We start from the raw sequence: 21344 nt of genomic DNA, 5'->3' as shown, positions 1-21344 counted from the left end.
TATTCCCATGAAAGGAGAGGTGAGATTCATGCGCGCCAATGGCTTTGTGACAGGAGCGGCCCTGCTGACCGGCCTTGGTCTTGGCGGGGTTGCCCTGGCCGATGCTCTCACGTCGCCCGACAGTCAGGCGATTGATCCGTCCTTCGATATCCGCACGGCGGAGGTGACGGCGGATGCCGAGACGCTGCGCTTCCGCATGACCGTGCGCGGCGCCGCCGGGGCGCGCCTGCCCATGCCGACCGGCCAGCTGGCGGGCAGCGAGATGCTCGCCTACCTGTGGCCCACCAATTTTGATTCCGGCATCGTCGGCTTTCCGCCGCGGCGCGGGCTGCTGGTGCTGGGTCTGGTCAGCCATCCCGACCTGGTGGAAACCGTGGGCGGCAAGCAGCTGTCGTCCAACTGGCATCCTCACTGGTTCGTGGTGTCGCCCGGCAAGAGCTGTGGCCCGTTCGGCCTTGCGATGGAGGAGGGGCCGCCCGCCACGCCCGGTGGCCTGCCGGTGCTCACCCAGGTGGCCAACCTGCCGTTCACCATCGGGAATTCGCAGGTGGAAATCGATGTGCCGCGCAAGCTGCTCGGTGATCCGGGCAGGCTGCGCTACGACGGCATGACCGCGACGCTTCTGGTCAGCGCCACCCTGTCGTCGCCGGTCGTTTGCCTGCGGGTGACCGACGTGGCCTCGGGCCGGCTCACCCTCACCGGCACGGTAACGCAGCAGTAGGGCAGGTGGCCCCTCCAGCCGGAACAGAAGGCTCGGGTGGCGGGTTCTTTTTCTCAGGAGGAGGCGGGCGCTGCCACTGAAACTGTTGCTGCCAAGGCCCGCTTTCGTCCCTAGCCATGGAGTGGAACAATGCAGAACATGACCCCTTCGTCTGCCGACCCCAACAAGGAAGAGCCCACGCAGGAAAAGCAGGACGTGAAGTGCGGCGAGGCGCAGGAGAAGCGCGCCGACGAGGCTCTGGACGAGGCGATCGAGGAATCCTTCCCCGCCAGCGATCCGGTCTCGATGGTGGTCGATGGTCCGCGGGTGCAGCCGAAGGAATGTGATTTCCGTCCGTCGGACCAGCATCCGGAAACCGATCACGTCGCCCATCCCGAGAAGGACACGGTGGCCGCCGACCAGTCGGAGGAGCGCACGTCGGCCAATGCGGAAGGCGACCCGACCGGCACGGCCCGCCCGCAGAATACGGAACAGAACCGGCAAACCCGGTAAGGTTGCGGCGCGGCGGTTTTCTCCGCTTTCCGAAAACCATCGGCTCGGGCCGTGGCGGCGCAGGAACCGCCACGGCCCCGGTTGTTTTTTTGCCCGCAAATCCCCGGCTTGACGCTTTGGGTCGCCGGGTTTACCCGAAGAGGTGCGACAGGTTCCCCGTATCCGGGGTGAAAAGGGAACCCGGTGACGCGCCGGCTTCATGGAACGGCCGGGCCAATCCGGGGCTGCCCCCGCAACTGTAAGCGGCGAGTTCGCGCGCCATCAACGCCACTGGCTCAACCGGGAAGGCGGCGCGCACCGAACGAAGACCCGCAAGCCAGGAGACCTGCCTGCCGCCGTCGTCTGTCGCCCGGCCGGGGTGTGCCGAGCGCGCGGTCTTTCTCCCGTGAGACGACGCCGAGACGGCCGGAAGGCGGGCGCGGTCGCGCCGTGCCGCCCGGCCATGGTGGTGGCTGCGCCGGGCGCCCGTTGGGGCGCTCCGGCCTTGACGCGGGTGCTGGGTGCTGAACGGGCCTCGGAACTGGAAGCGGCGCGCGGCGGCGTCGCAAACGGGCGGCGGCAGGAGGCTGGCGGCGGCAGGCGTTGCCCTGCTTGGGCTGGCCGTCGGCCTGCCGTTTGCCGTCATGGGGCTGGACGTGGCGCGGAATGATGCGCCCTCTGAGCCCGCCTCCGCACCCGTTCCCCCGCAGGCTCCCCGGCGTATCGTCTCGCTCAATCCCTGCCTTGATGCCATCTTGCTGCATGTGGCCGAGCCCGGCCAGATCGCGGCGCTCAGCCACTATTCGCGCGACCCCGCCAGCTCCACCGTCGCCGATCTCGCCAGGCGCTTCCCCTTCACCTACGCCACGGCCGAGGAGGTGCTGATGCAAAAGCCCGATCTGGTGCTGGCCAGCGTCCACACCGCGCCCGCCACCCGCCGCGCGCTGGAGCGGATGAGCATTCCCGTCAGCGCCTTCGGCGTGCCGAACACGGTGGAGGAAAGCCTCCGGCAGATCCGCGACATCGCCGCTCTTGTCGGCCACCCTGAGCGGGGCGAGGAACTGGCGCGCCGCATCAACGCGGCGCTGGCGTCGATCCACGCGACGGGCAAGCCCATCCCCGCGCTCATCCTCCAGCCGGATGGCTTTTCGCCCGGCACCGGCACGTTGCAGGATGATCTGCTCTCCCGCGCCGGGCTTGCCAACCAAGCGCCCCGCTACGGCGTCGATTTCTGGGGCATCGTGCCGCTGGAGCGGCTGGTGGCGAACCCGCCCCGCCTGCTGCTGACCGGCGACCCCCACGCGGGCACGCCCGCCGCCCGCGACCGCCTGCTCGGCCACCCGGTTCTCCAGCGGCTGGAGGGGCGCATGGCGCTCGCCTATTACCCGCCCCAGCTGCTCTATTGCGGCGGGCCGTCGCTCATCGAGGCCGCCCGCTCCTTAAGCGCGGCCCGCAAGGCCGTGGAAAGCGCCTCATGAACCAAACCCGCGTTCTGTTTGTCCTCGCGGCCCTTGGCGGCCTCATTCTCGCCCTGTCGCTGGCCTCGCTGGCGGCGGGCAAGGTGTGGGTGTCCCCGCTCGGCATTTTCTCGGGCGATGATGCCGCGCCATACTTCATCATCGCGGAGCTGCGCCTGCCGCGCACCCTGCTCGCCATCGTGGTCGGCGGCGTGCTCGGCCTGTCGGGCGCGGTGTTGCAGGGCTATTTGCGAAACCCGCTGGCGGACCCCGCCGTGCTCGGCGTTTCCGCCTGCGCGGCATTCGGCGCGGTGCTCTCCATCTGGCTCGGCATATCGGCCAAGGCGGCGTGGGTGCTGCCCGCCTGCGCCATGGTGGCCGCCATCGCGGGCACGGCGCTGCTCTATATGCTGGCGGTCGAGACCAACCGGGTCGCCACCTTCATCCTCGCGGGCATCATCCTCAACAGCCTGGCGAGCGCGCTCACCTCGTTTGCCATCAGCCTGGCGCCCAGTCCCTTCGCCACCGCCGAGATCATCAACTGGATGATGGGCGCGCTCACCGACCGCAGCATGAACGACCTTGTCCTCATCCTGCCGTTCGCGGCGCTGGGCTGCGCGCTGCTGCTCACGACGGGGCGCGCGCTCGATGGTCTCAGCCTGGGGGAGCAGACCGCCCGCACCCTGGGGCTGAACCTCACCGCCATTCACCGCCGCGTACTGCTGGGCGTCGGCATTTCCGTCGGCGCGACGGTCGCCGTCACCGGCATCGTCGGCTTCGTCGGGCTGGTGGTGCCGCACCTGCTGCGCCCCTTCGTCGGCGCGCGCCCCGGCGCGCTGCTGGTGCCGAGCATGCTGGGCGGCAGCGCGCTGGTGCTGGCGGCCGATACGCTGGTGCGCGTGCTGCCCGGCGGCACGGAGGTGAAGCTCGGCATCGTCATGGCGCTGCTGGGCGCGCCCTTCTTCCTCTTCCTTCTCCTCAGGATGCGGAGCCAGCTGGCATGAGTGTGCTTGCCTGCGAAAATCTCGTCATCGATGCCGGCTCCAAACGCCTGCTGGGGCCGGTCGCCTGCGCCTTCCGGGCGGGGGAGGTGACCGCCGTGCTCGGGCCGAACGGGGCGGGCAAGTCCACCTGGCTCGGCGCGCTCGGCGGCGGGCGGCGGGTGAGCGGGGGCACCGTCCGGCTGGGCGAGGCGGATCTCGCCGTGCTCGATCCCCGCGCACGCGCGCAACGCCTCGGCTTCCTCGCGCAGGGGCGGGAGGTGGCGTGGGGCTTGTCGGTCGAGGCCGTCGTTGCCCTCGGCCGTCTGCCCTATGGCCGCTTCGCCGCCGCGCCCGGCCCCGAGGACCGCGCGGCCATCGAGGCCGCCATTGCCCGCTGCGGGCTGGAGGCGCTGCGCCACCGCGACATCCTCACCCTGTCGGGCGGGGAGCGGGCGCGGGCGCTGCTCGCCCGCGTGCTGGCGGGCAAGCCCCAGTGGGTGTTGGCGGATGAGCCCCTTGCCGGGCTCGACCCCGCCTATCAGCTCGACATCGTCCGCCTGCTGCGCGATCTGGCGGCCGAGGGGCGGGGCGTCATCGTCACGCTGCACGATCTTTCGCTCGTCGGTCGGCTGGCGGACCGGGTTGTCGTTCTGCGCGCCGGCCAGGTGGTGGCCGATGGCCCCGTGGCCTCCGTGCTCACGCCGGATGTGATGGCGGCGACCTACGGCGTTGCGGTTGATGTGCTTCAGTCGGGCGATGGCGAGCGGGTGGTGCTGCCCACCCGCCGGCTGGAAGAGGCGGAAGCGCCGGAGGCGCCCCTGGCGGTGACGCCCGCTTCGTCATTTTGACGGCGAAATAGCGCCGCCCCCTGTCGCTTTGCCTGTGGCTGCTGGCACGGTTTGATGGAATGGTCTACCTCCTTGGGCCAGGGGGCGATATCCTGTGGCCGCGTACCGGGAGGAGACTGAAACATGAACGACGTGAGCGTCCAGCAAGGCGTGCAGGGCCCGAAGAAGATCGTGTGGCCCAAGTTCCGCTGGGAAGACCCGCTGCTGCTGGAAGACAGCCTGACCGAGGAAGAGCGGATGATCCGCGACGCGACCCGCGCCTACTGTCAGGAAAAGCTCATGCCCCGCGTGCTGGAGGGCAACCGGCACGAAAAGTTCTTCCCCGAGATGATGACGGAAGCGGGCGACCTCGGCCTTCTGGGGCCCACCATCAAGGGCTATGGCTGTCCCGGCGTGTCTTATGTCGCCTATGGCCTCATCGCCCGCGAGGTGGAGCGGGTGGACAGTGCCTATCGCTCCACGCTTTCCGTCCAGTCCTCCCTCGTCATGTGGCCGATCTACGCCTACGGCACCGAGGCGCACCGGGAGAAATACCTGCCCAAGCTCGCCAGCGGCGAATGGGTGGGCTCCTTTGGCCTCACCGAGCCTGACTCCGGCTCCGATCCCGGCAGCCTGAAAACCCGCGCCCGCCGCGTCGATGGCGGTTTCGTGCTGAACGGCACCAAAATGTGGATCACCAATTCGCCCATCGCGCAGGTGTTCGTGATCTGGGCCAAGCTCGTCAATGACGAAGGGTGGGACGAGATCCGCGGCTTCATCGTCGAGCGCGGGGACAAGGGCGTCTCCACGCCCAAGATCGAGGGCAAGTTCTCGCTGCGCGCCGGCCTCACCGGCGAGGTGGTGCTGCAGGACGTGTTCATCCCCGAGGACCGCATGTTCCCTGAAATCAAGGGTCTCAGCGGCCCGTTCGGCTGCCTCAACAACGCGCGCTACGGCATCGCGTGGGGCGCGCTGGGCGCGGCGGAGTTCTGCTGGCATGCGGCGCGCCAGTATGGGCTGGAGCGCAAGCAGTTCGGCCGTCCGCTGGCGTCCACCCAGCTTTACCAGAAGAAGCTGGCGGACATGCAGACCGAAATCACCCTTGGCCTGTCCGCCTGCCTTCACGCCGGGCGGCTGATGGATGAAGGCCGCCTCGCGCCCGAGGCGATTTCGCTCTTGAAGCGCAACAACTGCGGCAAGGCGCTGGAGATTGCCCGTGTCGCCCGCGACATGCACGGCGGCAACGGCATTTCCGATGAATTCCACGTCATCCGCCACATGATGAACCTGGAGGCGGTCAACACCTACGAAGGCACGCACGATATCCACGCCCTCGTGCTCGGCCGCGCGCAAACCGGGTTGCAGGCTTTCGCCTGAACATTTTTTTCGATCTTACCGCAGCCAAAATTGCGGCGGGGGCAACCCCGCCGCTTTTTTGCGCGGGTGAAGCGCCGGAACCCTCCCTGCCGCTGGCGCGTCCTTCTCCTTGCATCAGAAGGAGAAGCGCGCGTCATGACCGATCCATCCCTTCGCACTGCTGAAAATCCGGCGGGCACGGGCCATGCGGCCGATCTGCCCACGGGCGAGGTCATCGTCTCCAGCCTGCCCGGCGCGCCCCTTGCCCAGCTGATGCGGGCGGGCAACCACCAGCTCACCGCCGACGAGCCGGTGGACGTGGGCGGCGGCGATGCCGGGCCCAACCCCTACGACCTGCTGCTCATGGCGCTGGGGGCCTGCACCTCCATGACCGTGCGCCTCTATGCCGACCGCAAGGGCTGGCCGCTGGAAGGCGTCGTCGTCAGCCTGCGCCACGAGCGGCTGCACGGCCGCGACTGCCTGGACTGCGACGCCGCCACCACCCGCATGGAGCGGATCACCGTCACCCTCGCCTTTTACGGCCCGCTCGATGAGGCGCAGCAAGCCCGCCTTCTCGAAATCGCCCACAAGTGCCCCGTCCACCGCACCATGGCCGGCGGTCTGGAAATCGTCACCGGCCTTGCGGGCGTTTAGCTGCCCTTGCGCTTGAGGATGAACTTGATGCTGGCCTCCGCGCCGGCCTCGGCGATGAACAGCAGCTCGCCCTTGGCGCTGAGCGTCAGGCCCGCCTCGATTTCCTTGATGATCCACCCCTCGGATTGCCCGCTGACGGTGGTCAGCTTCATCAGCGTATCGAGGGTTTCCTGCCATTGGGCCTCGACGCTTTTGGCAGGCACCTTCTCCACTCGGCCGAAGGCGGGGAGGTAATCCTTGAGCGCGTGCTTCTCCACCGCCTCGTCGGGCGGCGGCGCTTCGTCCGCCTCTCCGCCGCCGGGCACGAAAATCGACAAATACCACTCGTTCTCGGAAGCTTCCGTCATGGCGTTTTCCTCAAAGGTAGGGGGTGATGTCGAGGGCATAGGCCGCCTGTTCGAAATTCTGGGCGAGCCCCACGCTTGATCCGGTTTGCGGCGAGGTCATCGCGCCCTTGTAAATTCCCACCGCCTCGCCCGTTGGCATCTGCGTCAGCGCGCCGGAATCGCCCGGCTTTCCCGGCTGGTCGAGAAACAGGAGAACGGCGAATTCCCGCGTGTGCAGCACGCCCATCGAATCCATCACCCGCACGATGGTGCGGGGTTGCGGGCCGCTCTGGCTGGCCAGCCGCACCGCCTGGCCAGCGGCGGGAAAGCCGAGGGCGGGCAGGGCGGCGGGCATGGTTTGCGGGTTTTGCGTGGTGACGAACGCGGCATCGATCGGCTGATACCACGAGCGCAGCAGGCTGCCGGTGCCGCCGCCCGCCAGCCTTACCGGCCGCCCCGGCCGGTTGCCCGAAAGGGCGTGCCCGGCGGTCAGCACGCCCCACACGGCATTTTTATTGCAGCGGGCCCAGCAGGCGCTGGTGGCGTTGGCCGGATGGGGCGGCGCATGCAGCGTGGTTTCGCTCTGGCGCAGCGCGATGGGAAATGACAGGCCGAGGCGGGGAAAGCGAATTTCATCGAACACGTCGAAGGCCGGTCCGTCCCACGGCGGCACATCCAGCACCAGCCCGAAGCCGGGTTTTTCCGCCGGGTCGAACAGCCCGATGGAAACCGAGCGCGCCAGTATTCGCGCGCCCAGCGGCGCGAAGGCGGCGCGGGTGCGCTGGATCTGTCCCTCGCCGAGCGCGGCGAACATGGCATAGGTCCAGCGCGTGCTGCGGGCGACCAGTTCCCGGTCCGCCAGCTCCGCGTGCTCGCGCCACCTGTGAATTTCTTCCTCCACTTCGGCGGGCACGCTTCCCTCCGGTGGATTTTCCTTGGGCAGGAACTCACGCAAATAGGCGTCGGAATAGTCCATGGCGCGGCCCGCTTGTGCGTTGACCGCAGAGAAACGTATCAGCCGGGCGTTGGTTGTGGCGATGCTCGCACAGCGCAGCCGCGCGGAGCAGATATGCAGGGCAGATATGCAGAGAAGCCGCCCGGTGTAGCCGCGTGATGCAGACGCCCGGTGCAGCCGCGTGATGCAGCCGCCCGGTGCAGATATGCAAAGCAGCCGCCCGGTGCAGCCATGCAAATCAGCCATGCAGAGCCGCCGTGCAGCGCAATCCGGCGCCTCCAAACTGTTGAATGATTTTAAGGAACGATTGCTGACACCTTCGCGAGCCCCACCGCCATGGCCGGTGCAATCCGGCTTTCCCGGTTGACGTATAATGTGACAATGTAACATAACATGCGCCGGAGGTATCCCATGGCATCATCCAGCGCAGGCGCACTCACGGTTGTCCCATCCATATCCGCAGCGGCGAATGCGGCGCTCAAATCCCGCGTCATCAGCATCGATGCGCTGCGCGGCCTGGTCATGCTGCTCATGCTGGTCGATCATGTGCGCGAATATTTCTTCATCCACGCGCAGGTGAGCGATCCGGTCGATCTCTCCGTCACGCCGCCCGCGCTGTTTTTCACGCGCCTCACCGCGCACCTGTGCGCGCCGGTGTTCGTGGCGCTCACCGGCCTGTCCGCATGGCTTTATGGCCAGCAGCGCGGCGGCCCGGCAGCGGCATCCGCATTCCTGCTCAAGCGCGGCCTGTTCCTCATTTTGCTGGAAGTCACGCTGGTCAATTTCGCGTGGACGTTCTCACTCACGCCATCGATCCTTTATCTGCAGGTCATCTGGGCTATCGGCCTGTCGATGGTCGCGCTGGCGGGCCTCCTCTGGCTGCCGCGCGCCGCGCTCATCGCCGTGGGGCTGGGCATCGTTTTCCTGCACAATCTGCTCGGTCCCATCGCCTTCGCGCCGGGCGAGCCTGGCCATGTCATCTGGGCCATTTTGCATGATCGCGGCCTCATCGACCTGCCGTGGGGCGGGCAGGCGCGCACGTCCTATCCGCTGCTGCCGTGGATCGGCGTCATCGCGCTGGGTTACGCCATCGGGCCATGGTTCGCACGCGGCAGCGATGCGGGCGCGCGCCGCCAGAAATTATATCTGCTCGGCGCGCTGTCTCTGCTGCTGTTCGGTGTCTTGCGCGCCGTCAATATTTACGGCGAGCCGCTGCCGTGGTCGGCTGGGCCAACGGCGCTGCACACCGTCATGTCCTTCCTCAATCTCACCAAATATCCGCCGTCGCTGGATTTCCTGCTGCTGACGCTGGGCGTGGGCGCGCTGATTTTGGGCGCCGCCGAAAAAGCCCCGCCGCGCGTGCTCACGCTCATCGCCACCTTCGGCACCGCGCCGCTGTTCTTTTATCTCGCGCACTTGTACGCGCTGCACCTGCTCAACCTCGCCTGCCTCGCCTTGTTCGGGCCAAACCAGGGCGCATATTTCAGCCTGCCGAACGTCGCCACCCTTTGGCTGCTGGCGGCCATAATGGCGGTGCCGCTGTGGTTCGCCTGTCGCTGGTTCGCGAGGCTGAAGAAACACAGCGGCCGCCCGTGGATGAGCTACCTGTGATTGTTAGCTGAGGAACAAATCCGCGCAGGCGTCCAGAATCGCGTCCGCGTCCAGCCGGTAATAGCGGTAGAGGTCAGGCAGGTCGCCCACCTGCCCGAAGTGCTCGATGCCAAGCGCGCTCACCCGCTGCCCGCGCACGGAGCCGAGCCATGAAAGCGTGCTCGGCGCGCCGTCCAGCACCGTCACGAGGCCTGCGGTTGCGGGCAGGTCGGCCAGCAGGGTTTCGATGTGGCTGGGGCGGTTCGTGCCTTCCTGCCAGCGGGCGCGGCGGCTCGCCATCCAGTCCCGGTGGATCAGGTCGGGCGAGGGGATGCTGAGCAGCCCCAGCCCCGGCAGGTCGTCGGCCAGTTGCTCCCATGCGGCGAGCGCCTCGGGTGCGATTGCGCCGGTAAAGGCGATGGCGGCCTGCGCGCCCGCGCCCGGCTTTTTCAGCCAGTAGGCCCCCTTGAGAGCATCCTCCACCCAGTCGTTATTCTCGCGCGAAATCTGCTTCAAGGGCCGGGTGCTGAGGCGCAGGTAAACCGAGCCGCCGTCCTCCTCCTGCATGTGCGCGAACGCCCAGCGCATGATATGCGCCAGTTCATCGACGTAGGACGGCTCGAAATAGGTGAGCTTGGGCTGGGCCATGCCGATGAGCGGCGAGTTGATGGACTGGTGCGCGCCGCCTTCCGGCCCCAGCGTGACGCCGGAGGGCGTGGCGACCAGCAGGAACCGCGCGTCCTGATAGCAGGCGTAGTTGAGCGCATCGAGCCCACGGGCAATGAACGGGTCGTAGAGCGTGCCGACGGGCAGCAGCCGCGCGCCGAACAGGGAGTGGGAGAGGCCGAGCGCCCCCAGCATCAGGAACAGGTTGTTTTCCGCAATGCCGAGTTCGATGTGCTGGCCGCGCGCGTGCGCCGCCCATTTCTGCACGGAGGGAATTTTCGCCTGGCTGAACACGTCCGCCTGCTCGCTGCGGCTGTAGATGCCGCGCTGGTTCACGAACGCGCCGAGGTTGGTGCTCACCGTCACGTCCGGGGAGGTCGTCACGATGCGCGCGGCGAGTTCGCTGTCCTGCTTGGAGAGGTCGAGCAGCACGCGGCCGAACGCTGCCTGCGTTGATTGCTCGTCGCCCTGCGGCAGCGGAAAATCGGTGGCATCCGGCACGGAAACGGCGGGCGCGTTGTAGCGCCGGTTCGTATTGCTGGCGAACGGCGCATTTTTCACGAACTGCTCAAGCTGCTCGCGCGTCTCGCCGTCGAGCCCGCCGTAGGGCTCCCATTCCGCGCCTTGCGGAACGCCCAGTTTTGCGCGCAGGCCGTCGATCTGCGTCGGCGTCATCAGGCCGGCGTGGTTGTCCTTGTGGCCGGCCAGCGGCAGGCCGTAGCCCTTGATGGTGTAGGCGATGAACAGCTTCGGCGTGTCGTTGCCTTCCGCCTCGGCGAAGGCCTCCAGAATAGTTTCGAGGCAATGGCCGCCAAGGCCGGTCATGACATTGGCCAGCTCCTCGTCGCTGTAGCCCAGCAGCAGCGCCTTCACCCCCGGCTGATGGCCGATATCGGCGAGCAAGCGTGCCCGCCACGCCGCGCCGCCCTGGTAGGTCAGCGCCGCGTAGTCGGCGTTCGGGCAGTTGTCGATCCACGCGCGCAAAAATTCGCCGCCCGGTTTGGCGAAGGCCTCGCGCTGGCGGCGGCCGTATTTCAGCGTCACCACCTCCCAGCCGGTGGAGGCGAAAATATCATCGAACCGGCGGAACATCCGGTCCGTGGTGGTGGCGTCGAGGCTCTGCCGGTTATAATCGACAATCCACCACGTGTTGCGGATGTCGTGCTTGTAGGCCTCGATCAGCGCCTCGTAGATATTGCCCTCGTCCAGCTCCGCGTCGCCCAGGAGCGCGATCATGCGCCCGCGCTTTTCCGCATCGAACCAGCCGTGGTCGATGAGATAATCCTGCACCAGCGCGGAGAAGGCGGTGATGGCAACGCCGAGGCCGACGGAGCCGGTGGAGAAATCCACGTCGTCCTTGTCCTTGGTGCGCGAGGGGTAGCTCTGCGCGCCGCCGAAGGCGCGGAAGCGCTCCAGCTGCTCGCGGCTTTGCCTCCCGAACAGGTATTGAATCGCATGGAACACCGGGCTCGCGTGCGGCTTCACCGCCACCCGGTCTTCGGGCCTCAGCGTTGCGAAGTAGAGCGCCGTCATCAGCGTCGTCATGGAGGCGGAGGAGGCCTGGTGCCCGCCCACCTTCAGTCCGTCCCGGCTTTCGCGGATGTGGTTGGCGTTGTGGATGGTCCACGAGGCCAGCCACAGCACCCGCTGTTCCAGCTGGCCGAGCAAGCGCAGCATCTCTGCGTTCGGGCGGCCGCGGTTGGTGCGGCGGTTGTCGTTGCGAACCGTGTCGGCTGCCAGCATGTGGCCACTCCCCTCGGGAACCCTTTGTACAAGTAGGGGGCGATTATAAAGTTTTACAGGAGCCGTTTCCCGCCAAACCATGGCGCAAAAACGGGGCAGAAAAGCATAAAATGCTATTCAGCGTGGTATAGACGCGATAAAACCGCGCCATGCTCGACCGTATCGATCTTGCCATCCTGCGCGCCCTGCAAGCCAACGGGCGCATCTCCAACGTGGAACTGGCGGAGAAGGTGGGCCTCTCGCCCACGCCGTGCCTGCGCCGCCTCAAGCGGCTGGAGGAGCAGGGCGTCATCCGGCAATACACCTGCCTCCTAGACCAGGAGGCCATCGGCTACCCGGTCAACTGCTTCGTCTCCGTCTCGCTCCATTCCAAGGCGGATAAGCAGATCGAGGCCTTCCAGCGCGCCATCTCCCGCGCGCCGCAGGTGATGGAGTGCTACCTCATGACCGGCTCCAACGATTTTCTCCTGCGCGTGGTGGCAAAAGACCTGCGCGATTACGAAACCTTCCTCTCCGAAACCCTCACCCGCATCGAAGGCATCAAGGAGATCAACACCAGCTTTGCGCTGAGCCAGCTGGTGCGCCGCTTCGAGTTGCCGATTTGAGTTTCCGGTTTTTGGGGATGTTATGCAGGAGGGTCCAAGACCCTTCTGCATAAAGCCTGCATGAAAAAAGAAAAAACACAGGCAACCGCTCCACTTGGCTTGCTCTCTCTGCTAATCGCCCTAGCAGTTTAGGGGCCTGTGTGCACGGAAGGGGGCGTGGCGATGAAGTGGACGGTATCGATCGTGGCATTGGGGCTGCCGTCTATGCTTGCCGCGCCCGCGCTGGGGCAGGCCATCACCGTTCTGGCCGAGCCTCTGCCAACGCCGCCCGGCAGCCAGACCTACAGCACCGAGCTTCTCTCCCGCGAGGACCTGCTGCGCGAGGGGCCGAACCGGCTGGATGATATTCTGCGCCAGTCCGCCGGGTTCCAGCTGTTCCGCCGGTCGGACAGCCGGACGACCCACCCCACCTCGCAGGGGGCGACCCTGCGCGCGCTCGGCGGCAACGCGGCGGGGCGGGCGCTGGTGCTGCTGGACGGCGTGCCGCAGGAAGACCCGTTCGGCGGCTGGGTGCCGTGGGCGGCGCTGTCGCCCGAGCGGCTGGCCTATGCCCGCATCACCCGTGGCGGCGGGGCGGGGGCGTTCGGCGCGGGCGCGCTGGCGGGCACCATCGAGCTCGTCAGCCAGCCGCTGGAGCCGCGCCTTCAGGGGGATGCCCGCCTTGAATACGGCTCCCTCGACAGCTGGCTGGCGGCCGCCTCCGTGCAGGCGCCGGTCGGCACGGGCGTGTTCAGCCTGTCGGCCCAGGTGGAGGAGAGCGACGGCTTTTATCTCGTACCGGAGGACCAGCGCGGGCCGGTTGACGTGCGCGCGTCCACCCGCGCCTGGCATGTGGAGGCGCGCGGCGCGGTGCCGGTGGGCGAGGGGAAGGAGCTGTCCGTCCGCGTCCTCGGCTTTCAGGACAAGCATGTGAACGGCCTTGCGCTCACGCCCAACCATTCGGAAGGGGTAGATGCCAGCGTGCGCCTTCTGTCCCGAAATGACTGGACATGGGACGTGCTGGCCTATGCCAAGGTGCGCGGGTTCGACAGCGGCTTTGCCTCGGTGCAGGAGGGGCGGGCGACGGCCAACCCGGCGCTCGACCAGCACGACGTGCCCGCGACCGGCCTTGGCGCGAAGGCGGAGCTGCGCCCGCCCATGCCCGAGGGCCATGTGCTCCAGATCGGGCTGGATGCCCGCTGGAATACGGGCAAGACCAAGGAATACTTCCGCTTTATGGAGGGCGCCTTCACCCGCCACCGCGAGGCGGGGGGCGATGCGCTCGTCGCCGGGGCCTATGTGGAGGAAAGCTGGCAGGCGAGCCCATCCGTCACGCTGACCGGCGGCGCGCGGCTCGATCACTGGCGGCATTCGAACGGTTTCAGGCAGGAGAGGAACCTGGCTGACCAGTCCGTGCTGCTGCGGCAGGATTTCGCCGCCCGCAGCGACTGGCGGGCGAGCGGGCGCGTGGGCGCAAGCTGGAAGCCGTGGCAGGCCGTGGAGCTGCGCGCCGCCGCCTACACCGGCTTTCGCGTGCCGACGCTGAACGAGCTGTACCGCCCTTTCCGCGTCGGCAACGACATTACGGAGGCCAACCCAGATCTCTCGCCCGAACGGCTGGCGGGGGCGGAGGTTGGCCTGCGCTACCAGCCCATCGAGGCGCTGGGATTTGATCTCACCCTGTTCCGCAACACGGTGCGCGATGCGGTGGGCAACGTCACCGTAGGCGTGGGCCCCGGCACTTTCCCCACAGCCGGTTTCGTGCCGGCGGGCGGCGTGCTGCGCCAGCGGCAGAACATCGACAGGGTGCGGAGCCAGGGCGTCGAGGCGCGGGGGCACCTGTCCTTCGGCGGCTGGAGGCTGGAGGCGAGCTACGCCTATACGGACGCCGAGGTGCGCCGGTTCGATGCGAGCCCTGAGCTGGAGGGGCTGCGCCTTGCCCAGTCGCCGCGCCACATGGCAACGGCCGGGGTTTCCTACGCGAAGGCGGAGCGCTGGGGCATCGCCGCCTCGGGGCAATACATGGGCCGGGTTTACGAGGATGATCTGAACACCCGCCGGCTTTCAGACAGCTTCACGGTGGATGGCGCGGCATGGGTCATGCTGCGGCCGGACCTGCGGCTGGAGGTACGGGGGCAGAACCTGTTCGACGCCACGGTCGAGGCGGGGGAGTCGGCCAGCGGCATCCTCACCCTTGCCGCGCCGCGCACGGTATGGGTTGGCGTATCGTGGAGCTTCGGGCGGCCCTAAGGTCGGTCCGCCTGTCCGCCGGGGCGTCAGCGGCTTCCCTTGGGGTCGCAGTTGCGCTCCATGATTTCGATTTCCATGGAAAGCGCCATCAGTTCGAAGATTCGAACCATGCGTTCCTTTTCCACCTTCGGCAGGTTGCTCAGCGCATTCCACAGCCGAAGAATGTGATCCGTCTCATCCTTGTTGGCGGCCTTTGCGACCGGAAGGGGGATGACGTTGTCCATCAAGCGCCTCAGTTTCAAAGCTTCGAACACGAAACACCTCAAAACCATGCATACGCAGACAGGAATCAACCATTACGAGATGGGATCTGTACAAGACCCCGGATCGGCAGAATGCCGTCCCATGCCGCTCGTCAAAACCTAAGGTATAATTAAATTAGTGAAACGGGAGGATTCCTCATAACAGGTGGGCCCCCCATCCCATAATTTCTGAAACGCTATGGCTTTCATGACACAGTTGTTGCGTTCATCTGTCACGGCGACGTGCCAGTAATGATTGTATAAGCAAGGGCTGACTTGCAAGAGGCTTTTCATCCCCCTGTCCAAAAAGGTGACGTCGCGATGGACGGCTCAATTTTTGAGCGAGGGGACGATCCTCCTGCCTCCGCATTTCGTAACGGATGCGAAATATCGTAATAATGCAACCTTTGGTGGTTAAAGTCCTGAGATTACAGCATTTTCCGACTTTCAAATCAGTTTTGAAGTTGTACACCTGTCCTAAGAGGAGGGCCGCCTGCCTCATGAGGGAGGGCGCAACGCGGTTCGCAGTGCTCGAATAAGAAGAAAACAAGAAAGGATAAAAGCCGATGAAAACCAAAAGGGCACGGGAAACTGAGTTGAAGCTGGACCGGGAGGTCGCGGCGCGCGTTCGGGCGCAGCGGCTGGCCAGCGGACTGACCCAGACCGAGCTTGGCAAGCGAATCGGCGTCACCTTCCAGCAGATTCAGAAGTACGAGAACGGTTCGAATCGGCTGACGGCGGGCAAGCTTATCATCCTGTCCGAGATTCTCGGCGTTCCGGTGGAGCAGTTTCTGGTCGAATCGGCCCCGGCCCACCGGCCGCAGCCCTCGCCCGCGCTGTCCGCCCTTGCGCCCGAGCCGTCGGGCGGCTCCCGGTCCGTGCACCGCGAGGTGCTGGAGCTGGTGCGCGGCTTCGCCCGCATCGAGGATGCCCGCACCCGCAAGCATATCCTCACGCTCATCAAGCATCTGGGCGCGACGGCGGCCGAGCGCGCCGAGGAAAGCGAAACCGCCGCCGCCTGAGGCGGGGCGGGCGCAGCCTTTCATTTCTTCCATCTTTCACTGCAGGGGAGTCCGGTTTTTGTGCGCCTCCGCGCACAGGGATCCCCTTGCAAGAAAGCCGCTCAAGGAAGTGCTCTCACCCCAGCGGCAGGCCCTCGTAGGGCTTCATCTGGTCGAGCACGATGTTGGAGCGCATGGTTTGCAGCCCCGGCAGGGTCATCAGCTTCTGGTTGATGAAGGCGGAGAAGGCCTCCAGGTCCCGCACCACCACCTTCAGCTGGTAGTCGTTGTCGCCCGTCACCATCAGGCACTCCACCACCTCGGGCATGGCGAGGATGGCGCGGCGCGTCGGCTCCACCGTCGCCTCCGCCTGCCGTTCGAGCGTGATGTGGACGAGCGCCGTCAGGCCCAGCCCGATCTTCTTCTGATCGAGGATGGTGGTGTAGCCGCGCACCACCCCCAGCGCTTCCAGCCGTTGCAGCCGCCGCGCGCATTGGGAGGGGGAGAGGTTCACCTTCTCCGAAAGTTCCACATGGCTCAGCCGCGAGTCCTCCTGTAGGGCGCGCAGCAGCTTCCAGTCGTAGGAGTCGAGGTCTTCCACCATAAACCGGCATATCTTGGCTAGTGAATGCGCGATCCTTGCATGAGGCGGCTTTCCGGTAAAGCGGAATGCAAGGACACCGCGTGGCCTTCGGCCGCATAATCCTCCCCATAATCCGTAAAGGAGGGGAGGAGTAGCCATGGCGCAGGCGCAGAAGGTTCTGGCCCCGGAGGCCCACACGCCGCCGGTGCTCGCTGACTGGGAGAAGGTCGCCTACCTGCTTCACGTCTCCCGCCAGATGGACGAGGTGGAAGAAACCCGGCTGGTGCCTGAAAAACAGGTGCTCTACCAGTTCTCCGCCCGCGGGCATGACATGGCCCAGATCCTGCTCGGCAGCCGCTTGACCCACCGGCACGATGCCATCTGCGGCTACTATCGCTCCCGCCCCGTGCTGCTCGCCATCGGCGTGCCGCTGGAGGAGGCGCTGGCCGGCCCGCTCGCCCGCGAGGGCGGCTACAGCGGCGGGCGGGATATCGGCGTCGTCTTCAACTATCCCAACCTGAACGGCCCCAGCGCGCTGCCCATGTGCGGCGGCGTCGGCGCGCAGTACACCCCCGCCACCGGCTGGGCGCAGGCCATCGAATACCGCCGCACCGTGCTCGGCGAGGCGGAGTATGAGGGCGCCATCGCCGTGGTGCTGGGCGGCGAGGCCTCGGTTGCCACCAACGGTTTCTGGTCCGCGCTCACCATCGCCACCACGCAGAAGCTGCCCGTGCTGTTCTACATCGAGGACAACGGCTTCGGCATTTCCGTCCGCTCGCACCTGCAAACGCCCGGCGGCAACATCGCGGCGAACCTTGCCTCCTTCGGCGGGTTGACGATTCTGGATGGCGACGGCACCGACCCCGAGGAGGCCGCCCGCCTGACGCAAGAGGCCGTCACCTTCGTGCGGGAGCAGCGCGCGCCCATGCTGCTGCGCCTGCGCGTGCCGCGCCTGTGCGGCCACTCGGCGCAGGACACGCAGGGCTACAAGTCGGAAAGCGAAATCGCCGAGGAGAAATCCCGCGATCCGCTGCCCCGCCTGCGGGACTATCTCGTGCCCGGTCACATGGCAGAGGAGGGGTGGGACGAGATCGAGCAGCGCGCCTCCCTTGATGTGGCCGCCGCGCTTGAGCGCGCGCTTGCCCGCCCGCAGCCGGACCCCAAAACCCTGACCCGCCATGTGTTCAGCGAGGCGGGGGAGCACGGCATCCAGTCCGTGCAAACCAAAGGCGGCCTTGCGGCGGAGGGCATTACCCTGCCCAAGGGCAGCGCCACGGTTCAACCCTCGGGCCCGCGCATCAACATGGCCGCCGCCATCCGCCGCACGCTGGATCACGAGCTTTCGGTCAACCCCCGCATGGTGCTGTTCGGGGAGGATGTGGGCCCCAAGGGCGGCGTCCACTCGGTCAGTCAGGGCTTGCAGGCCAAATATGGCGAGGCCCGTGTGTTCGACACCAGCCTGTCGGAGGAAGGCATCATCGGCCGGGCCGTCGGCATGGCGCTCGCCGGGCTGATGCCGGTGCCGGAAATCCAGTTCCGCAAATATGCCGATCCCGCCGTCGAGCAGCTGAACGATTGCGGCACGCTGCGCTGGCGCACCCGCAACCGCTTCGCCGCGCCCATCGTCGTTCGCATGCCGGGCGGCTTCTTCAAGTGCGGCGATCCGTGGCACAGCCAGACCAACGAGGTGCAGTTCGTCCATGCCATCGGCTGGCGCGTCGCCGTGCCGTCGAACGCCGAGGATGCCGTCGGCCTGCTGCGGGCATCCCTTCGCGGCAACGATCCGGTCATCTTCTTCGAGCACCGCGCCATGCTGGACCACGGCTGGGCCCGCCGCCCCTGGCCGGGGGACGACTACGTGCTCCCCTTCGGCAAGGCGAAGACCGTGCGCGAGGGCCGTGACATCACCGTCGTCACCTGGGGCGCGATGGTCGAGCGCTGCGAGCAGGCGGCCGACATGGTGGCGAAGGAATCTGGCCGCAGCGTCGAGGTCATCGACCTTCGCACCCTCAGCCCGTGGGACAGCGAGGCGGTCGTCGCCTCCGTCCGCCGCACCCACCGCTGCCTCGTGGTGCATGAAGACAATGGCACCGCCGGTTTCGGCGCGGAAATCCTCGCTGTCGTGGGCCGCGAATGCTTCCTCGATCTGGATGCGCCGTTGGAGCGGCTGACGATGCCCGACATCCCCAGCCCTCACAATCCGATCCTCCTGGAGGCCGCCGTGCCGAGCGCGGAGCAGATTGCCGCCAAGATCGACGACATGGTGCGTTTCTGAGCGACAGGATGGGGGAGGAAGAAGCCATGTCCGGCACCAGCATTGAAATCCTCGCGCCGTCCGACCAGCCGGAAGGCACGCGCATGGCGCTTATCCGTTGGCTGAAAAGCGTGGGCGACCCGGTGGCGGAGGACGAGCCCATCGCCGAGCTGGAGACCGACAAGGTGACGCTGGAGGTCAACGCGCCCGCCAGCGGCGTGCTGGCCGAGGTGTCGATGCACGCGGGGGAGACCGTGGCTTCCGGCCAGCGCCTTGGCCTCATCCGCATCGCGCGGGTGGAAGCGCACAGCGGCGAGGACTCGGGCGCGACCGACCTGCCCACCGCCGCCGCCGATGATGCCAGCCGCACCGGGTCCGCGGCCGCTCAGCCAGTCCAGCCGAACGGCCACGAGCATCGCCTCAGCCCCTCGGTGCGCCGCCTGTTGTTGCAGCATGAGTTGAACCCGGCGCTCATTTCCGGCACCGGCCGGGGCGGGCGCATCACGCGGGAGGACGTGCTGGCCTACCTCGACCGCCAGGCCGAGCCGCAACCGGCCCCCACGCAAGCCCGGCCGCAAGCGGCCCCGGCTCCCGCGCCGTCCCAGCCCGGCGCAAGCACCCTCATCCCGCACGACGGCATGCGCCGCTCGATCGCGGAGCACATGGTCCGCTCCGTCTCGACCGCGCCGCATGTGACGGCCCTGTTCGAGATGGACCTGACCCGCGTGCTCGCCGACCGCAAGGCACGCCGCGCCGAGTTTCAGGCGCAGGGCGCGGACCTCACGCTGACCGCCTATTTCATCGCGGCCTCAGTCGCTGCCATGCGCGCCGTCCCGCAGGTGAACAGCCGCTTTCACGAGCACGGGCTGGAGGTCTTCTCCGATATCAACATCGGCATCGGTACCGCGCTGGAGGACAAGGGTTTGATCGTCCCCGTCGTCCACAAGGCGCAGGAGCTGAGCCTCTTCGGCATCGCCCGCCGCCTTGAGGACATCAAAAACCGCGCCCGCGTGGGTGCCCTCAAGCCCGCCGACGTGCAGGGCGGCACCTTCACCATCTCCAACCACGGCACCAGCGGCAGCTTGCTCGCCGCCCCCATCATCATCAACCAGCCCCAGTCGGCCATCCTTGGCATCGGCAAGCTGGAAAAGCGGGTGGTGGTGCGCGAGATCGACGGCTCCGACGCCATGGTCATCCGCCCCATGGCCTACGTCAGTCTCACCATCGACCACCGCGTGCTCGACGGCTTCCAGACCAACGCATGGCTCTCCGCGTTCGTGAGCCATCTGGAAAACTGGGCGGGGTAAGCGCTTCGCTTTTTAGGGATTCTTTGCAGGGGCTCAGACCCCCACGCCCCCATTCGTTTTTCGGGCCGCATTCGTCACGGGCCGGTGCGCCCGTCTATTCCGCTTCGAGGTAAGACTCTCTGGCAGTCCGGATGAAGTCTGCGCTTTACATCGGGGCGCTCGGCACTCTCTGAGGGTTCATGGCCCCCCCTCAAGGGTATGACTCCACGCTTGGTCTTGGCCGGGATAAAGCGGAGAGCGCAGTTTTTGCGGCATCCTTCCGGTTTCTGTGAAGGCTGTGGTTCGAAGTCTTTATCCTGTCGTGCGGTAATTAATTTCCTAGGTGAATTTCATATTTGCGCGAATATTCATCTTTGTTGTGGTTGGTGATGCTTCAGATAAAATTTTATTAATTATAGAAATTCTGGAAATCCGTCGTCGGATAATTTTACTGTATTTCGCTTATAAAACATTTTCATGAAAAATAATCTGACTGTTATTAATGATTTACTTTTTTGGTATGTTTTTTGCTGCCTTGCCCATGGGGCTTTATTGCAACGGAAGGGGGGCGTGGGGAGGCGAAAAATGCTCTCAAAGAAGATAATGAAAATGGCTTTGCTTTTGGGTGTTTTTTCTGCTGCGCCTGTCGTTGCAGAGGCTGCTTTGGTCTCCGAGTGGGATTACACGCTCCAATCCAGATGGGAAAATTGGAATCCAGATGAAGTCGTTTACTTCATCGAAGGAAACGAGGACGTTCTGGAGTGGGGGACCGGAGATGCTGGTGCGCTCAGCCAGTTGCGGCTAACGCGCGTTGTTTCCGGCACAGTCCGCCCAAATGTGAATCTTGGTGCGCCCGGAATAACTGTTACTCACAACAACTTCCCTATCTTCTCGCCATTTCTCGAAAGCACGGATTTGGTGATTGATGTTGCCCTTATGCCTGAAGGAGAGGACGTCAGTCTGGAAGTTGTTAGGCATTTTTTTATTGACTTCGACGAGACGCCGAACGGCGAGCCCTGTCCGCCGCGCTCCGTATCAGTCTGTGACGATGTTCTTATTATAAGAAATCCGGAAGATTTGTCATTTGATTTCCAGGTGGAGAACTTCATCTACACCTTCTCCATAGGGTTTGACTTCGATAGCTTCACGGGTGCCCAAGGTTTTTTTGAGAACGTGGATAATGATCCCTTGGATGAGGCTGTCTTCCTGACTGAGGAAAATAGACCGTCGCTCTTGCCGACCACCGTCTTAATCGCCGCCCGGCAGGTGCCAGAACCGGCGTCTTTGGGCCTCTTGGTTTCAGGGATTGTTGGCCTGGGATTTGCTTTTGCCGTCGGCGTTAGAAATGACGAACTAAAAAATCTTGCATTGGGTCGCTGTCGTTAATCGAATTGT

19 protein-coding genes and 1 riboswitch are annotated in these 21344 nt (G+C 65.8%); of the genes, 14 read left to right on the top strand and 5 right to left on the bottom strand.

What is annotated here, in order from left to right:
* The first annotated feature begins 19 nt into the window (after positions 1–19).
* The 7 genes from L0C21_RS10755 to L0C21_RS10725 all read left to right on the top strand — a co-directional run bounded on the left by L0C21_RS10755 (position 20) and on the right by L0C21_RS10725 (position 6469).
* Positions 20–721: a hypothetical protein gene (locus L0C21_RS10755; protein WP_259278348.1), complete on the top strand. Its 702-nt coding sequence runs from the start codon at positions 20–22 to the stop codon at positions 719–721.
* Between the two features lie 129 nt (positions 722–850).
* Positions 851–1213, top strand: a complete 363-nt coding sequence (locus tag L0C21_RS10750) for a hypothetical protein (protein ID WP_259278347.1) — start codon at positions 851–853, stop codon at positions 1211–1213.
* 132 nt (positions 1214–1345) lie between these two features.
* Positions 1346–1560: riboswitch (cobalamin riboswitch) on the top strand.
* 153 nt (positions 1561–1713) lie between these two features.
* Positions 1714–2670: an ABC transporter substrate-binding protein gene (locus L0C21_RS10745; protein ID WP_259278346.1), complete on the top strand. Its 957-nt coding sequence runs from the start codon at positions 1714–1716 to the stop codon at positions 2668–2670.
* Entirely contained in the window at positions 2667–3653 is a 987-nt protein-coding gene (locus tag L0C21_RS10740; RefSeq protein ID WP_259278345.1) for a FecCD family ABC transporter permease, read from the top strand. The genes L0C21_RS10745 and L0C21_RS10740 overlap by 4 nt, the downstream gene beginning before the upstream one ends.
* Positions 3650–4480 (top strand): ABC transporter ATP-binding protein, encoded by an 831-nt coding sequence (locus L0C21_RS10735; protein WP_259278344.1) that lies wholly within the window; start codon positions 3650–3652, stop codon positions 4478–4480. The genes L0C21_RS10740 and L0C21_RS10735 overlap by 4 nt, the downstream gene beginning before the upstream one ends.
* A gap of 123 nt (positions 4481–4603) precedes the next feature.
* The gene (locus tag L0C21_RS10730) at positions 4604–5836 is read left to right on the top strand and encodes an acyl-CoA dehydrogenase (protein ID WP_259278343.1); all 1233 of its coding nucleotides are present in this window, start codon (positions 4604–4606) and stop codon (positions 5834–5836) included.
* A gap of 135 nt (positions 5837–5971) precedes the next feature.
* Positions 5972–6469, top strand: a complete 498-nt coding sequence (locus L0C21_RS10725) for an OsmC family protein (protein WP_259278342.1) — start codon at positions 5972–5974, stop codon at positions 6467–6469.
* Here L0C21_RS10725 and L0C21_RS10720 read toward each other — a convergent pair.
* Both L0C21_RS10720 and L0C21_RS10715 read right to left on the bottom strand, forming a co-directional pair.
* Complete coding sequence (locus L0C21_RS10720; RefSeq protein ID WP_259278341.1) at positions 6466–6816, bottom strand: Pepco domain-containing protein; 351 nt, start codon at positions 6814–6816, stop codon at positions 6466–6468. The two genes, L0C21_RS10725 and L0C21_RS10720, sit on opposite strands and share 4 nt — an antisense overlap.
* Before the next feature lie 10 nt (positions 6817–6826).
* On the bottom strand, positions 6827–7996 hold the full coding sequence (locus L0C21_RS10715) for a hypothetical protein (RefSeq protein ID WP_259278340.1): 1170 nt from the start codon (positions 7994–7996) through the stop codon (positions 6827–6829).
* Between the two features lie 165 nt (positions 7997–8161).
* On the opposite strand from L0C21_RS10715, the gene L0C21_RS10710 reads away from it, so the two are divergent.
* Positions 8162–9361 carry an acetyltransferase domain-containing protein gene (locus L0C21_RS10710; RefSeq protein WP_259278339.1) on the top strand — a complete coding sequence of 400 codons (1200 nt, stop codon included), beginning with the start codon at positions 8162–8164 and terminating at the stop codon, positions 9359–9361.
* 3 nt (positions 9362–9364) lie between these two features.
* Here L0C21_RS10710 and L0C21_RS10705 read toward each other — a convergent pair whose 3' ends face one another.
* Positions 9365–11683: a thiamine pyrophosphate-binding protein gene (locus L0C21_RS10705; protein ID WP_259278866.1), complete on the bottom strand. Its 2319-nt coding sequence runs from the start codon at positions 11681–11683 to the stop codon at positions 9365–9367.
* Positions 11684–11898: 215 nt separating this feature from the next.
* On the opposite strand from L0C21_RS10705, the gene L0C21_RS10700 reads away from it, so the two are divergent.
* Positions 11899–12354 carry an Lrp/AsnC family transcriptional regulator gene (locus L0C21_RS10700; RefSeq protein WP_259278338.1) on the top strand — a complete coding sequence of 152 codons (456 nt, stop codon included), beginning with the start codon at positions 11899–11901 and terminating at the stop codon, positions 12352–12354.
* Positions 12355–12516: 162 nt separating this feature from the next.
* The gene (locus L0C21_RS10695) at positions 12517–14583 is read left to right on the top strand and encodes a TonB-dependent receptor (protein ID WP_259278337.1); all 2067 of its coding nucleotides are present in this window, start codon (positions 12517–12519) and stop codon (positions 14581–14583) included.
* 26 nt (positions 14584–14609) lie between these two features.
* Here the strand turns inward: L0C21_RS10695 and L0C21_RS10690 are convergent, their stop codons facing one another.
* On the bottom strand, positions 14610–14807 hold the full coding sequence (locus L0C21_RS10690; protein ID WP_259278336.1) for a hypothetical protein: 198 nt from the start codon (positions 14805–14807) through the stop codon (positions 14610–14612).
* A 584-nt stretch (positions 14808–15391) separates the two neighbouring features.
* Between L0C21_RS10690 and L0C21_RS10685 the strand changes: the two genes are divergently transcribed.
* Complete coding sequence (locus L0C21_RS10685) at positions 15392–15847, top strand: helix-turn-helix domain-containing protein (protein WP_259278335.1); 456 nt, start codon at positions 15392–15394, stop codon at positions 15845–15847.
* Between the two features lie 115 nt (positions 15848–15962).
* Here the strand turns inward: L0C21_RS10685 and L0C21_RS10680 are convergent, their stop codons facing one another.
* A complete protein-coding gene (locus L0C21_RS10680) occupies positions 15963–16430 on the bottom strand; it encodes an Lrp/AsnC family transcriptional regulator (RefSeq protein ID WP_259278334.1) in 468 nt (155 codons plus the stop codon).
* Positions 16431–16566: 136 nt separating this feature from the next.
* Here L0C21_RS10680 and L0C21_RS10675 point away from each other — a divergent pair, with 136 nt between their 5' ends.
* The 3 genes from L0C21_RS10675 to L0C21_RS10665 all read left to right on the top strand — a co-directional run bounded on the left by L0C21_RS10675 (position 16567) and on the right by L0C21_RS10665 (position 21335).
* Entirely contained in the window at positions 16567–18684 is a 2118-nt protein-coding gene (locus L0C21_RS10675) for an alpha-ketoacid dehydrogenase subunit alpha/beta (RefSeq protein WP_259278333.1), read from the top strand.
* A 26-nt stretch (positions 18685–18710) separates the two neighbouring features.
* The gene (locus tag L0C21_RS10670) at positions 18711–19970 is read left to right on the top strand and encodes a dihydrolipoamide acetyltransferase family protein (RefSeq protein ID WP_259278332.1); all 1260 of its coding nucleotides are present in this window, start codon (positions 18711–18713) and stop codon (positions 19968–19970) included.
* 456 nt (positions 19971–20426) lie between these two features.
* Positions 20427–21335: a THxN family PEP-CTERM protein gene (locus L0C21_RS10665; protein WP_259278331.1), complete on the top strand. Its 909-nt coding sequence runs from the start codon at positions 20427–20429 to the stop codon at positions 21333–21335.
* Positions 21336–21344 lie beyond the last annotated feature (9 nt).

Origin of the sequence: Pedomonas mirosovicensis (genome assembly GCF_022569295.1) — a bacterium.
GTDB classification, from domain to species: Bacteria; Pseudomonadota; Alphaproteobacteria; order Sphingomonadales; family Sphingomonadaceae; genus Pedomonas; species Pedomonas mirosovicensis.
This window is presented reverse-complemented; position numbering and strand designations above follow the sequence as displayed.

Bases quoted from the DNA above. Each gene is read 5' to 3' on its own strand.
- L0C21_RS10710 (WP_259278339.1), top strand. From the start codon at position 8,162: ATGGCATCATCCAGCGCAGGCGCACTCACGGTTGTCCCATCCATATCC.
- L0C21_RS10750 (WP_259278347.1), top strand. From the start codon at position 851: ATGCAGAACATGACCCCTTCGTCTGCCGACCCCAACAAGGAAGAGCCC.
- L0C21_RS10695 (WP_259278337.1), top strand. From the start codon at position 12,517: ATGAAGTGGACGGTATCGATCGTGGCATTGGGGCTGCCGTCTATGCTT.
- L0C21_RS10715 (WP_259278340.1), bottom strand. From the start codon at position 7,996: ATGGCTGATTTGCATGGCTGCACCGGGCGGCTGCTTTGCATATCTGCA.
- L0C21_RS10665 (WP_259278331.1), top strand. From the start codon at position 20,427: ATGAAAAATAATCTGACTGTTATTAATGATTTACTTTTTTGGTATGTT.
- L0C21_RS10680 (WP_259278334.1), bottom strand. From the start codon at position 16,430: ATGGTGGAAGACCTCGACTCCTACGACTGGAAGCTGCTGCGCGCCCTA.
- L0C21_RS10675 (WP_259278333.1), top strand. From the start codon at position 16,567: ATGGCGCAGGCGCAGAAGGTTCTGGCCCCGGAGGCCCACACGCCGCCG.
- L0C21_RS10685 (WP_259278335.1), top strand. From the start codon at position 15,392: ATGAAAACCAAAAGGGCACGGGAAACTGAGTTGAAGCTGGACCGGGAG.
- L0C21_RS10705 (WP_259278866.1), bottom strand. From the start codon at position 11,683: ATGCTGCGCTTGCTCGGCCAGCTGGAACAGCGGGTGCTGTGGCTGGCC.
- L0C21_RS10735 (WP_259278344.1), top strand. From the start codon at position 3,650: ATGAGTGTGCTTGCCTGCGAAAATCTCGTCATCGATGCCGGCTCCAAA.
- L0C21_RS10720 (WP_259278341.1), bottom strand. From the start codon at position 6,816: ATGACGGAAGCTTCCGAGAACGAGTGGTATTTGTCGATTTTCGTGCCC.
- L0C21_RS10690 (WP_259278336.1), bottom strand. From the start codon at position 14,807: ATGGACAACGTCATCCCCCTTCCGGTCGCAAAGGCCGCCAACAAGGAT.
- L0C21_RS10740 (WP_259278345.1), top strand. From the start codon at position 2,667: ATGAACCAAACCCGCGTTCTGTTTGTCCTCGCGGCCCTTGGCGGCCTC.
- L0C21_RS10730 (WP_259278343.1), top strand. From the start codon at position 4,604: ATGAACGACGTGAGCGTCCAGCAAGGCGTGCAGGGCCCGAAGAAGATC.
- L0C21_RS10670 (WP_259278332.1), top strand. From the start codon at position 18,711: ATGTCCGGCACCAGCATTGAAATCCTCGCGCCGTCCGACCAGCCGGAA.
- L0C21_RS10700 (WP_259278338.1), top strand. From the start codon at position 11,899: ATGCTCGACCGTATCGATCTTGCCATCCTGCGCGCCCTGCAAGCCAAC.
- L0C21_RS10725 (WP_259278342.1), top strand. From the start codon at position 5,972: ATGACCGATCCATCCCTTCGCACTGCTGAAAATCCGGCGGGCACGGGC.